The organism is Paenibacillus massiliensis subsp. panacisoli DSM 21345, from assembly GCF_000426545.1.
Lineage (GTDB): Bacteria > Bacillota > Bacilli > Paenibacillales > Paenibacillaceae > Paenibacillus > Paenibacillus panacisoli.
The window spans coordinates 78092-91130 of sequence record NZ_KE384537.1; the positions used below are offsets into that span (position 1 = coordinate 78092).

Here is a 13039-nt window from a genome sequence, read left to right on the forward strand (position 1 = left end):
TTATTTCAATCCACGCACTCGTATAGAGTGCGACAGCGAAAAATAACGTTTCCACGTTAGTTTCTCACCTTATTGTAGCGTAACTCTTGTAAAATGGAAGACGTACGAGAGCGTTTCCCAACTCCGCGTTCACTTTTTGTTCACATTCGACATGTTTTCGACAAAATCTGAGGTGCGAATCCCCCAGGGATTTCATGTGCGCTTGGGGTTCGCACCTACAAAATAAGTGGTCCTTCCATATCATAAGCCTTCTTGGCTCCGGTGTGTTCTACCTTGCTCTTATAGTTGTTCCCCAGATTGTAGAAGCGCAGGCTATCTGTCTGCTTATCAATTAGCGCCTCAAGCTCCAGCTTCAAGCGGCGGAACTGTGCCTCGTCCAGCACACATTCGAATACGGAATTCTGCACACGCTGCCCGTAATCCACGCATTTCTTAGCTACTCTGGACAGTCTTCTGCGCCCTTCCCCATCAACTGTGCTCACATCATACGTAATTAGCACTAGCATCATTCACACCTACTTCCACAGCAACGGAGGATACTCATCCAGATCACCGCGAATATGCCTTGCGAGAAGTAGCGACTGCGCATACGGGACGAGCCCCCATGGAATTTGTTCATTCAGGTAAGGATGTAGGATGCGATCCTGCTTGCGCTCTTGCCATGCTTTGATTACCTTTTTGCGCGTGTCGTCGTCCATCAGGACGGCTCCATTTTCCTTAATATAGAAGCCTTTATCACTCACAATCTTCTTGTTAATCAGCGATAAGACGAACCGATCCGCATATACGCCGCGCAGCTCCTCCATCATATCCAGCGCAAGTGATGCCCGCCCCGGCCGATCCCGATGCAAGAAGCCTACGTACGGATCAAGACCGACGGATTCCAGTGCCGACTTCATATCATTGGACAAGAGCGTATAGGCAAAGGACAGCAGGGCATTCACCTTGTCGAGAGGTGGACGCTTGCTGCGCCCGTAGAAGTAGAAGGATTCCTTTTGCTGCAAAATCAGGTCATCGAACACGGAATTATACTGAACCGCCGCAGTACCCTCCAGCCCGCGCAGCACATCCAGTTCCTCTGTCTGCCGTACCTGACTCATGATATCCGTAAGTGAGGCGGTTACCCTCTTCATTCGCTCGGCATCGATCCGCAGCGCATAATCGCGCATGGCCCGTTCGAGAATCCACTTGCTGTTATACAGCTTACCCACAATCATGTTCCTGGCTAGTCGCGCACTTCGAGTCTCACTATCCGAGATGCGATATTGCTCCTTGCGCAGCACTACATTGCCGCGATCCTCTCCAATGACTCTAGCCAAGAATCGACCTGTATTGGTCATAAACGTTAGACTGATGTTCTTAGACGCACACTTGCCCATTAAAGCAGGACTCGCTCCAGTATAGCCAAACGTATAGATCGACTCCAGATTATGCAGCGGATAACGTGCCTTCACCTCTTCTTCCTGCCGGATGACGACATTTTCGCCATCGAGCGCCAGATACACATCCGGAAGCGTAACGAAAAGGGTGTTCAATAGTTTCTTCATTCAACTAACCTGCTTTCAATGTAGCTTGCCACCGATTTTTTATGTAAAATATCCGGCATGCATACGTCGTTTAACGAACAGCTTTTGCAGTGCGGACCTGACTTGGCGGATGGGGTACGACTGCGTTCATAATATTGCCGCATCTCCTGCACGCTTGCCCGAACCTTCTCCCTATCAGCTTCAGTAACAACGACCTCAACCCGATGCTTGATCTCATCATAGTACAAGTAAGCGGTATCAATGTCGCACACCATCATTTCCTCCAGACACATCACCTGAGCGACTAATTGTGAATGGTCTGAATCGTTACGCTTAGGCTTCCCCCGCTTATATTCAACAGGACAAGGAAGGTATAGCCCGTCCTCGCCTGCAAGCGTGATCCCCTTCGGATCATGAATGAACTCCACCACGTCACATATACCAGTAATTCCAAGCTCTCTGGATTGCACCGGCAGTGCGCGAACAACCAGCTTGTTCCCTCTTTTCTCACGAATCAGAGGCTCGTCCGCCTTACGATGTAGATAATCGCCTTCAATCGTCAACACATTCTCAGCCCACTGCTGCTCAATATGAATCAGTGCCCACTGACGCCGGCAAAAGTTAAAATGCTGGATGCCTGACAGCAGTAAATAGTCGTCTTCGTTATAGTCCTTCATAGATTTGAACTTCCAAGCCGTCCAATGGCACAATATCGTAGCTGTAATCATCATAGGATTTGGACTGAACGACGTTCTCTTTCTGTGTAATCTGGAGTGAGTGATGCACCTTCGCCGAGGAATATTGTCCAAGCTTCGACTTGTGCTCCCACCAGTACAGTTTATGCACTTCCATGCTTCCTTCTGGTCTTGCTGAGGACAAATCATTTTCAAAGAGAGTTAGCAAGGACTGCTTGATTTTTTCCGCATCCTCATTCGTAAAGGAGGTCTTCTCTGCCAGTTGTGTATTAATGCTGCCATAAAATACATACACGCCAAAATCTACACGGTGCTTCATCCCCATCGTATCCGAACCACGCTCTTTGCCAGGCTCAGAACTTACACTCTTGGTAATCTGCATGCTGGTAATGTCGATGGGTTCAACACTCCGTGCCGTATGAATGGAGATTGGACCACGCACACCAACCGAGACTCCTCCACCACTGCTCGCTCCTTTAAAGGCAAACACTTGACCGAAGCCACGTACATCAATCCATTCCTGACAAGCAATTTTGGCAAACTCGTCACTCGACACGTTTTTTCCCTTCATAATCTTGTTGAGAGCTTCACTGCCCTCAGCCCGTTCACGTAAGCTGCTGTATCCATCCACTTTACGGTCATTGGATTGAACGAAGATTGATTCTCCCATATCCTGCAAGCGATTTCTAATTTTGCGCTTCAGTGCGACATCCGATATTTCACCATAGCCATCATAATTTTGTCTTGGCCGATTGCCATTCAGCGGATCACCATTCGGGTTAGCATTATGAACAGATAGTACAACTGCAAAATCAATTTTATGGTCCAGACTCATTCTACTCACTCCTTATTTGTTGTTTTGTTCTGTACTGCCGGACTCATCCTTCTTGTTGCCTTGATAAAGCGAATGTCGTTGACTATAGAAGCCAAGCAAATATTTACCTGATAACGGTGCATTGTTAAAGTCCTCGGATTTGAACTTGAATCCAATCTCATCAATAATTTTCGACCAATACGTAGCCTCTCTGCCCAATCTGGCCTGATAGGGCTGTATTGCCTGCTGAATGATCACCCAGGTACGCTCGGGATGTCTGGAGAATGCATTCATGTAACGAATCGCATTCGTTGCCCGTTTCTCTTCACCCAAAGCCCATCTTTCCAACACATCTGCTACCGCCAGCATCCGCCCGAACAGATAGCTGCGGTCATCGCTTTGCTCATCAAGTGCCAATTCCATTCCCTCCTGTCTTTCCTTCAAATGTTTGTTTATTAATGCACACGCAATGCTCAAGGTTTTCTCCCATTCCCAGTTATCCAGAGCAACAGGATTGGAGGCTCTGTTCGTTACACTTGAGATAATATCCTGCGGAACCTTTGCACCGTCAATAATGCACGGAAGCATACGCTCCATCAGGCCTTTGACCACTTTATCCCCAGCTCGTGGGCCATAAGCGGCCAATGCAATATCCCGTGTTGCCGGTGCCCCATAAAATGCAACAAATTCATTTTGATCATTTTTCCGGTATCGATGGAGCCAGGCACATGTGCTATGCCACTCGTTAAGCCTGTCCAAGTAGATTTCCTTGTTCATATTGCGGTAGTACAGCACAGCCATCCGGCCGGTAGTAGCCGAATCCAGCACCATAATATTGACAGAAGCAGACTGGAATTGAGCATCCGCCCCGTCTCCAAGTTTGTTTTTATACCCACCAAGTGCCTTGGCAAGTTCATACGCTAACGCTTCATTCGTATTAGACTTGAGCACTACGGTAGGCATCACATCTGGATCTAGGGCAAATGTATCTTCTATTGGATCAGGTATATATACGGAATCAATGCTCCAGGCAAGGAATGCACGGTCATCTATGATCTTTCCTTGCCGGTTAATCAGCCATTTCAGTGCATTATGTGCTTTTTGCGATACCTCATAGCTGATATTTGCCGCATCCTTGCTCTCAACGAAGCGTCCACGGAACGTAAAACCACTTGTATCGTTTGCCGAGATCAATTTGGCCTTGTCTCCCGCATTGCGAATTTTATTGGCGTGCCGTTCCGTGCCAGGAAGCAATTCCCCTGTTACATAACAATAATCCTCATCACCCAACCGCTCTGCATAGTAAGCAATGAAAGAATTATATACTTCCTTATCCTTCCAGACATTCGTTAGCAGGTGATCGGGATCGGGCGAATACACGTTAAATCTCACGAAGGCACTTGTCTGCTCACCTGCTATGATTCCGAAAATAGCAGGCTTCACAGGATAACGTGCCTCATACTTACTGTCCCACTTCTCAATCAACTGATTATGCTCGTCCACAGCCAAGATGTTATTATGATTGACTAGATCATGAATCAACGTTCTTTTGCTAAGATAACGATAAATGCTAACAACTTTAGGATGAGCATACGGGGATTCCGCCCAGTTACGCAGTTCATTTATGTAGGTGGCAAACGGTTCTTCCCCTTTGATCTTGCCGCCAAAGGCCACAAAATCCCCTGCGACATAGCTTAATTTATCGTGCAACGGGTATGGCGCAATCACCGAGCCTGCTCTGCTGGCTGATTTCTCTGTGCAGGGGATTAATGTATTGGTGTCGCCCTTTGCAATAACCCGTGCAGAGTGGAATACTCCTTCCTCGGTGACAAGCACTTCAATATGAGCATTTTGCGTGGTATGTGAGACAGGCAGCAGCGTGTACTCCCTTTCATTTCTAAAAGCTACCTCGCCTACACGATCCAGATTAGACTCATACGTGTCATACAGGTTAAGCAGCCAACTCATAGCTCTACCTCCCCTCCCCAACGCATCAGCAATTGTTCTGCTGATTCTACGTTGCTGCTATCAAACTGTTTTGGCTGCATAGGAGATATGACGCGAACCTTATCACATGCCTCCGGCTTTTTGAACGTAATCACGCCATTGTGCATGACAGGCTCCCACAGCCGAACCTCCATCTGATTCCTGCCGGTCTCGTCTGGATAATTGATGCCATGCACCATGGTTCCAAAATGAATTTCAGCATAGCTTTGGTAAAAACAATCTCCTTCTCCAAATACACACGGTTCAACATAGCCCTGACACTCTCTCGTACCTAGAAAAATGTCTCTGCGACCACCTGCGCGAACGCATCGCTTCAAGATGTTATGATGCTTGTTTTCATTGCGATCATAAGCCATGTCAGGACGGTTCAGGTTGAATTCGAAATGGGCAGACACCTGATAATGAACATCTTTAAGATAGGTATAATTGGCAAGTGTATTGCCACCTCCATAATCAATAGGCCGAACACCCTTCGACTCCATTTGGATCGGGTTCATGATACGAACCGCATCAACCACCATAATGAGAGTTGGCTTCCAGTAAATGCTCTCCACAATACCCTTCAGAGCCTGATACGTCGGAACCTGGTAGCTCAGCTTCTCACCGCCCAGCCTGGTCAACGGGTCCGTAAACAACGCATAATCTCCATATACGGAAAATTCAACTGAATTTCTAATCATACATTCACCTCCTTTCGCTCATTCATCAAGGTAATACCCTCCCGACCAGCTATCATTTTCTGGATCAAGGCCATATTCTTCGTTGTATGCTCCGTCTTTGAGAACGAATATTTGCCCATCCAGGCACTGCTCCAGACCACCGTTATCGCTTAATTTCTTTTTTTCATGGGGAAAGAGATTGATGGTATACTGCTGTGCTTCGCGCATTAGCCTGCTGAAATCGTCGATCCGTTCAGCTCCGTTGAGTTCCGTAATAATATCCTTGCCCCTCCCGTAAGGCACAATAACGGCAGTGGTCTTATCTTCAATGACATGAAAGTGCTCGGCTGCCGTTCGATAGCTATTGACGAGAAATAAGGGAGGGCTTTGTTTTATATTTTGACGATAATTCTGGTAGTAGCGGTTATGCTCGTATTGTGCAAATAACAGGTCCGTCATGGCTATATTTAGCTTGGGAACGTTATAATTCAGTTGCCCCTCCACATCTGTATAGAATTGTTGAAAGTAACTACGCATCGCCTGAACGGACAATACATGGCCACCATGCGCACCTGATTCTCGCTGCAAATCTATTAGCATTTTTCTTGCAATTTCCTTTCCCTTCCTCACCTCATGCAGATGCTTTAAATTTTCTTCGGCGTGGTCTATTACATACACTTGCTGAAGCTCATCCTCTCCGTGCCTGTTACACCTTCCCGCCGCTTGTGCAATAGAATCCAGTCCTGACAGCGACCGAATGACAGTTTGAAAGCTGACATCTACTCCGGCCTCAATGAGCGGTGTGCTCACACAAACAAGGCTCTCTTGCTTTTCAAGGCGTTCTCGGACTTCATCTAGTAATTCCTTCCGATGCGCAGCGCACATGGACGTGCTTAAATGATAAACAGGTATCTCTAGTTGCGACTTCAAACGCTCATACAGATCCTTGACCACGGATTTAGTGTTTAGAATAACCAGCATGTTGCGTTTCTTGATCAACTTGGAATGGATGAAATCCGTCAAAGTCTCATTCGTGAAACTCTCCTGAGTAGCTTTATCTTTGATCTCTACTCGCTTAAATGCGGTAATGACCTGATCCAGGTTTTGAATGATTTCGGCATCCGAACTCAGTTGCAGACGATGCTCGACAAAGTCCAAGGCTGGTTGAGTGGCTGTACATAGTATCATGCTAGAGTGACCATAGTCCTTCAGAAAATTTAACGCCTCATTGAAGAGGGAGATACAAGACACAGGAACTTTTTGTACTTCATCAAAAATAATGACGGATTCGCAAAGATTGTGCATTCTTCTGATATTTCTGCTGCCTTTCGCATACAACACGTTCAAGAACTGTACCATAGTCGTAAAAATAATCGGTGATTCCCAATTATCCTTGGCAAGCTTCAACTTCTGCCGCACATTCATAAGCCCTTCTTCTGCCTCGTCATCATCATCATCCTCAATAACATTCGAGTGATGCTCCAGAATATGTACCTCATCATTCAAAATTCTGCGCACCTCTGCGGCATTTTGTTCAATAATTGTCGTGTAAGGGAGCACATAGATAATATGCTTTTTTCCGTAGGTAATAGCATGCTTTAGAGCATAGCGGAGACTGGCTAATGTTTTCCCCCCACCAGTGGGAATAGATAGCGTATAGATACTAGATGGTTGCATTGCAAATCGGTCGCATTGCTCTGACATTTCACTTCTTAGCTGATTAATGGTGGGTCTGGAGTTCCCTTTATTGGACAAGCTCTGAATTTCGTCAATCAGTTTGTCGTAGTAGCTTTGAAAACGCTCTTTAGCACACGGTGGCTTCTCTTCCTCAGCTGTAATTGCTTCCTCAAAGCGTCTCGTATCCGTACGATCCGCATCAATGAGCGCACTAAAAACAAATTTCGCCAGGAACATGCACTTTATTTCCCTGTTACACGAAGAACGCATCTCCAGAAAACTCTTCAGCTCTAAGACCGCCTGCTCCACATACCGTTGAAATTCCTCTTCGTTCATGACATTCTCAAAAAACAACTGCACACTTCTATCAAAATCAATTACTTCCACCTTATCCCTGACCCGGTATAGATAAGGCGAATCCAAATCCTGATCCAAGTAATCATGCAAATAAGAGTGATGGGATATAATCGCGTTCCCTACAATTTCAGCCAAAATGCCCTTCTCACGGTCAATTCTGCCTGTATGAAAAAGCTGATACAGAAGTCTGCCACCTGCTGTAGAATGGTCTATCTTTTTACTCTTTGGAGCAGCATCAGGATTGTTCACAGCTTCAACAATGTAGTTCAGAAATGCAATCGTGAACTTCCCCATGTCATGAAGCAGACCAGCCAGCCCGGTAATATGACTGATATTGAGCTTATTCCCAATTGTCTCAGCAAGCTTCTTCACGCCAATCAAATGCTCTTCGACCCACTGATTCTCAAGATCGCTTTTTCGGATATGAGCAATATATTTCACCAAATCAACTCCAACCTCTAAATAGTTCCAATGACTGAAAATATGAAAATTGATTTGCACGAATAATGCACTATATAATTCTATACACCTATCTAAAATACCTGCTAAAAACCTACAATTTTCTTCTTTTTTTGTTTTTTTGGATAAGAAACACTTAACACACACTTTTAAACCACGCCAAAAGACTCAATTTTTGATGCTCGTGATTATTTCTGGATTTTCTCCCTTGGATAGAGCGTACATAGAGAAAAAAAATTCCCTCAACTTTCATGGTAAGTTGAGGAGAATCTTTTAGTTCCTTGGAAATGAGTATGGAAAGTGGATTGACTACACTTTTACGCTGGAGGTCCTCTTTAGCTATTTAATCCACGTTACTCGTGTAGAGTGCGACCTCATAGGAACTGACGTCATAGTCGGGGACATAGTGATTTCAATCCACGCACTCGTATTGAGTGCGACCCGGTGGAGCAATCGATATGTACGAGGCCACTAAAATTTCAATCCACGCACTCGTATTGAGTGCGACATATCATCATAAACTTGCTTGTTTTCATGCTTGCTATTTCAATCCACGCACTCGTATTGAGTGCGACACAAGCACTTGTACAAAGATTATGTCTCTGTTCAATTTCAATCCACGCACTCGTATTGAGTGCGACTTAGCATCCACCGCAAGCTGTGCTTGCATCGTCTGATTTCAATCCACGCACTCGTATTGAGTGCGACGCGTTGAGGGATTACAATCTCACGCAATATGACGTATTTCAATCCACGCACTCGTATTGAGTGCGACGGCGGAAAACAACGTAAAAAAGGTGTTTCCACCTTTCATTCTACCGCACTTTCGTAGAAATGAAAGGTACAGCGAGCTTTTTCCACGCCACCTATTCACATTCGACTCAGTTTCGACAAAATCTGAGGTGCGAATCCCCCGGGGATTTCATGTGAGCTTGGGGTTCGCACCACTAACGCACGCAATTCCCCATGCCCACATAGAACCTCCTCAGTGACCACAATCCACTCTCATTTAACTTACATTATTTACATCATTTACATCATTTACATCACTTATATCTTTTATTTCCTTATATCCCTAGCTCGAATACAAGGCACAATAAGTCCGGTCAAAGTTGCCTGCCAGCAGATCCTCTTTACGAATGAAGAAATGCAGCACGCCCGCATCCCACCAGCAAAAGCCGATCTCACTATCTGTCTCGATCTCTAGCAGCATCAAGGTATTATCAATTTCCTGCTGTGCCCGGGTCTCATCTCCGTCGAAATGTCCGGCAATAGCCTTCAGGGCTTTGTCCTTGCTGTATTCATAGTTTTTGCACGTCAGGATCGTAAGAACTGCTTCATGGAAGTCGTCGTCATGCTGCCCCGTTGGATAACCGAACATCACAGCTACATCGTCTTCCTCCCCGTTCATAGATAATAGCAGATCCTCATAATCCTCGTACTCATGCTCCTCGTCTTCAATCACATCATAATCCACATAAGCATAATTCGGTGCTTCCAAGGATGACCGTGCAGCTAGCTGGTAACCGTTGAATTCCTCTTCCAGCGCAGTCTCCTCAGGAGTCGAGCGACGACGTGCGGTGAGCAGTTCTTCCTCCTTGGCATATAGCACCCGATGGTCGATGTTATAAGCAGGCTCGTCCACACCTACGAAGAAATACAGCATCCCCTTCGCAGGAAGGTGGCCTGTAGCGTCTACGCCTTGTAGCTCCGCCAAATTAAGCTGTGCCAGGAATGTCATAGGTACGGGCACTTCTTCCTTAGTCAGCGGCCATGCCCACTCCTCTGGCAGATCCGGCTCTCCGCCTATTCTGGAGCTACATACTCGCCCATAGTCTGCCTCTCCGGCTTTGGTGAAGCGAACCCCGGATCGCGTCTGCTCCTGCAGATACGAGCGAGCATGTGTGAAGCTGTGCTCCTCCAACAATTGATCTAGTTGCTGCTGCTTCTCTTCAGATAAAGACATGTGAATCCTCCTAATCTTCCAAGTCATTTTTGAATTCCTATTGAAATTGATTGAGCACTCCTTATAGCTGTTGTACAGACAAGTTTTGGCCTTCAGAACTGACATGCACGAAAAATAAGGAGTATATCGCTGTCTATACGAGAATTTGCCTATGTCTTGTGCCATCATATATACTCCATATGAGTAAATCGCTTCCACACCATTTCTTGCTATCTACAATCTAGCATGGAGGATGATTGATATGCAATTCACAGACCAGGGCATACTGAACGTTACGTTGGAGGACATTTCAGGTCTCTATGCTTACCGAGATCGGGATGGAGTTGCCTTTGCGGATGGCTTTGCCTTTGAGCTTAAGCTGCAGAGGATCGAATTGGCACCTGGGAGTGTGCGAGGTGTAGAGCTACAATTCAGTTCTGCGGAACTGGTCTACCCTGAAGATTATGCAGTGCTGGAAGATGCGGTCTATGCTGTGGTCCGACAGGCAGATCCTGAGTTCCACGGGTAAGTCTATCTTTTACAAAAAGTTATCATCTCTATCGTTATTCGCACCATGCTCTAGGGCAATGCACAGTTTCACTCATAGAGTGTTTATCCTTCCACTGTCTGATAGCCAGTCACAATCTCCCTTTTGAGCAGAGGTACTACTGCTAGCATACCTGCCAAATACAACAAGCGGGAGCATGATCCTATACGATCACTGCTACCCGCTTCATGTTTTTTGTCCAGACTTTGAGATTATTTTGTCAAGATTACTCCATAAGACTACTCCATTGATTTCCTGTGACTCACCAGATTCCCGCGATTAGACCGCTACATATCATCTTGATCCCATATCAAGCTGTTAATTTCGCAAATACGATAAAGAATGCTAACAGCTCATCCAGTATCAACTGCGGTGAAGCAGCCAGATATAAATCTGATACGAATAGCACGCCAATCACTGAAGTTAAGGAAAGCATGAGCTTATAGCTCGGCTTGCGATGGCTGAATTTGAACGAATGGAAAGTGAACATCACCGACCAGAAATACAGCAGTACCGATCCGAACACAAAGCACAAGATGAACGTGTACTCCAAGCCTCCAAGGTACAGCAGCTGCAAGGATGCAGCCATCATGCTTAGTGAGAGATAAATGAACAGGTGACCGTACATGATCGTCTGTCCTGCCGTCTGCTTTTCTTTATCCACATAGCGCTCGACGTTCTCGAAATACTGCCACCACACAGCAATGACCAGCATGAAGGACAAGGCTGTATACACAATCGACTGAATCGTAAAATGCTGCTCCTCCAGCACAGAGATCATGCTAACAACAGATTCTCCGAGCAAAATGAGGGTAAACAGCGCGAAGCGCTCCAGCAGGTGCGACGTCTGAATCGGTGTGATGACCAGCTTGCGCCGCCCAATGATCGGCACTAGAATATCGATCGCAATCCCCGCATACAACACCACATACCGCAGCCCCGAGTCCAGAAAGATCGACAGGCATGAGATGACGATGCCAATCCAGAAATACTTTCCGAAGAAACTCGCTGTCTCGCGCTTATGATGCGTGTGAGCACGGGCCGTTATCATATACTGGATCGCAGTTAGCGCCCTTAGACCGATGTATCCGATCAGAAAAGGTAAATAGTTCGCATCAAAATTCACATCCAGACTCGCGATCATGATCAGTACAAAGAACATCTGCACAATCATAGCTACCCGTTGTGTATTACGATCCTCACCATAACGATTGACGTACACCGTCTGACCAACCCAAGCCCACCAGATCGGGATGAAAATAAGTATGAATTTCCCCAGATGCTCTGGCGAAATACTGCCATGCTCGACATGCAATAGCACATGCGTGGCTTTGGAGACCGCAGCGACGAACAACAGATCGTAGAAGAGCTCAAGCCAGGTCACCTTTTTCTCCAGCATTCGTGTAATCTTCCTCCTCGTGAGCGTCAAATGACGCTGTGATATGTCGAATCTTATTCTATAAAATTTTAAATAAAAAGTCTGCAATTTACTTTACGCCGATACTCTTGTACAAGGATAGTCTGAACGCTTCTGTGACCTTTTATAAGTCTGGGACGCTGTGGTAATATGCAAAAATAAACTGTACCCTATAAGATGGACACTTTAAAAAAGGTCATCTTGTGGGGTCTTCTTTGTGTACAATTAATTAAAACGAGCGGTGGTCGAATCGGATGTCAAAAAAATTATTTACCACTCAAGAACAAACGCAGTTAAGAACAAATCCCTATGTGAAAAATGTCAGTGCCAAAGCCATTACATATACGGATGCGTTTAAAGAACGATTTATTCAAGAATACAATCAAGGTAAGTTTCCAAGTGAGATTTTTCAGGGGGCCGGCTTTGACTTGGACGTTTTGGGTACAACCAGAATTATGAGAGCTTCAAATCGTTGGCGTACGGCGTATCAAGAACAAGGGATTGCTGGTCTAACAGACGCTAGAAAACACGCCTCAGGCCGCCCTCTGGCCCGTGAATTAAGTCTCGAAGAGAAATACATCCGTTTGGAAGCGAAAATGAAATGGCTCGAAGCGGAGAATGAATTCTTAAAAAAGCTCGATCAACTCGAAAGGCAGATGAGAACAAAGAAATCCAACTAAGCACGGGGCAAAAGTTCGAACTTATTCAACAGATGATGAATACATATCCTTTCAAGCTCAAGTTGCATGTTCTTTGCAAAATCGCTCGGGTTTCACGTTCCGGCTATTATCGATATTGTAGCGAAGACGCTCGATTGCATCGTCAAAAACAGGAAGAAAACGATGGAAAAGTGAGAGCGATCCTCCTGAAAGCCTACCATTATCGGGGAAGAAAGAAGGGAGCTCGCCAAATCAAAATGACGCTGGATCATCAATA

Annotated in this window: 11 protein-coding genes and 1 CRISPR repeat array; of the genes, 2 read left to right on the forward strand and 9 right to left on the reverse strand. The window is 45.7% G+C overall.

Going from position 1 to position 13039, the window contains the following annotated elements; genetic code table 11:
• Positions 1-215: 215 nt before the first annotated feature.
• From cas2 to K331_RS0128480, 8 genes are all read right to left on the reverse strand, one after another.
• Positions 216-506 carry a CRISPR-associated endonuclease Cas2 gene (gene cas2, locus K331_RS0128445; RefSeq protein WP_028592954.1) on the reverse strand — a complete coding sequence of 97 codons (291 nt, stop codon included), beginning with the start codon at positions 504-506 and terminating at the stop codon, positions 216-218.
• Between the two features lie 9 nt (positions 507-515).
• Positions 516-1547: a type I-C CRISPR-associated endonuclease Cas1c gene (gene cas1c / locus K331_RS0128450; RefSeq protein ID WP_028592955.1), complete on the reverse strand. Its 1032-nt coding sequence runs from the start codon at positions 1545-1547 to the stop codon at positions 516-518.
• A complete protein-coding gene (gene cas4, locus K331_RS0128455; RefSeq protein ID WP_028592956.1) occupies positions 1544-2203 on the reverse strand; it encodes a CRISPR-associated protein Cas4 in 660 nt (219 codons plus the stop codon). Before cas4 ends, cas1c begins: the two co-directional genes overlap by 4 nt.
• Positions 2190-3056 carry a type I-C CRISPR-associated protein Cas7/Csd2 gene (gene cas7c / locus K331_RS0128460; RefSeq protein ID WP_028592957.1) on the reverse strand — a complete coding sequence of 289 codons (867 nt, stop codon included), beginning with the start codon at positions 3054-3056 and terminating at the stop codon, positions 2190-2192. The genes cas4 and cas7c overlap by 14 nt, the downstream gene beginning before the upstream one ends.
• Before the next feature lie 12 nt (positions 3057-3068).
• Positions 3069-5003, reverse strand: coding sequence for a type I-C CRISPR-associated protein Cas8c/Csd1 (cas8c, locus tag K331_RS0128465; RefSeq protein WP_028592958.1), 1935 nt, complete (start codon positions 5001-5003; stop codon positions 3069-3071).
• Complete coding sequence (gene cas5c, locus K331_RS0128470) at positions 5000-5719, reverse strand: type I-C CRISPR-associated protein Cas5c (RefSeq protein WP_025678636.1); 720 nt, start codon at positions 5717-5719, stop codon at positions 5000-5002. The genes cas8c and cas5c overlap by 4 nt, the downstream gene beginning before the upstream one ends.
• Positions 5720-5740: 21 nt before the next feature.
• Positions 5741-8176, reverse strand: coding sequence for a CRISPR-associated helicase/endonuclease Cas3 (locus K331_RS0128475; RefSeq protein WP_028592959.1), 2436 nt, complete (start codon positions 8174-8176; stop codon positions 5741-5743).
• Between the two features lie 427 nt (positions 8177-8603).
• A CRISPR array of direct repeats spans positions 8604-8969; the repeat unit is 32 nt; unit sequence ATTTCAATCCACGCACTCGTATTGAGTGCGAC.
• 300 nt (positions 8970-9269) lie between these two features.
• The gene (locus K331_RS0128480) at positions 9270-10160 is read right to left on the reverse strand and encodes a YwqG family protein (protein WP_028592960.1); all 891 of its coding nucleotides are present in this window, start codon (positions 10158-10160) and stop codon (positions 9270-9272) included.
• Positions 10161-10401: 241 nt separating this feature from the next.
• Between K331_RS0128480 and K331_RS0128485 the strand changes: the two genes are divergently transcribed.
• Positions 10402-10668 carry a hypothetical protein gene (locus K331_RS0128485; protein WP_028592961.1) on the forward strand — a complete coding sequence of 89 codons (267 nt, stop codon included), beginning with the start codon at positions 10402-10404 and terminating at the stop codon, positions 10666-10668.
• A 328-nt stretch (positions 10669-10996) separates the two neighbouring features.
• Here K331_RS0128485 and K331_RS0128490 read toward each other — a convergent pair whose 3' ends face one another.
• A complete protein-coding gene (locus K331_RS0128490) occupies positions 10997-12085 on the reverse strand; it encodes a low temperature requirement protein A (protein ID WP_028592962.1) in 1089 nt (362 codons plus the stop codon).
• Between the two features lie 272 nt (positions 12086-12357).
• Between K331_RS0128490 and K331_RS0128495 the strand changes: the two genes are divergently transcribed.
• Positions 12358-12783, forward strand: a complete 426-nt coding sequence (locus K331_RS0128495; RefSeq protein ID WP_028592963.1) for an IS3 family transposase — start codon at positions 12358-12360, stop codon at positions 12781-12783.
• The last annotated feature ends 256 nt before the right edge of the window (positions 12784-13039 follow it).

Bases quoted from the DNA above. Each gene is read 5' to 3' on its own strand.
- cas2 (WP_028592954.1), bottom strand. From the start codon at position 506: ATGCTAGTGCTAATTACGTATGATGTGAGCACAGTTGATGGGGAAGGG.
- cas1c (WP_028592955.1), bottom strand. From the start codon at position 1,547: ATGAAGAAACTATTGAACACCCTTTTCGTTACGCTTCCGGATGTGTAT.
- cas4 (WP_028592956.1), bottom strand. From the start codon at position 2,203: ATGAAGGACTATAACGAAGACGACTATTTACTGCTGTCAGGCATCCAG.
- cas7c (WP_028592957.1), bottom strand. From the start codon at position 3,056: ATGAGTCTGGACCATAAAATTGATTTTGCAGTTGTACTATCTGTTCAT.
- cas8c (WP_028592958.1), bottom strand. From the start codon at position 5,003: ATGAGTTGGCTGCTTAACCTGTATGACACGTATGAGTCTAATCTGGAT.
- K331_RS0128480 (WP_028592960.1), bottom strand. From the start codon at position 10,160: ATGTCTTTATCTGAAGAGAAGCAGCAGCAACTAGATCAATTGTTGGAG.
- K331_RS0128485 (WP_028592961.1), top strand. From the start codon at position 10,402: ATGCAATTCACAGACCAGGGCATACTGAACGTTACGTTGGAGGACATT.
- K331_RS0128490 (WP_028592962.1), bottom strand. From the start codon at position 12,085: ATGCTGGAGAAAAAGGTGACCTGGCTTGAGCTCTTCTACGATCTGTTG.
- K331_RS0128495 (WP_028592963.1), top strand. From the start codon at position 12,358: ATGTCAAAAAAATTATTTACCACTCAAGAACAAACGCAGTTAAGAACA.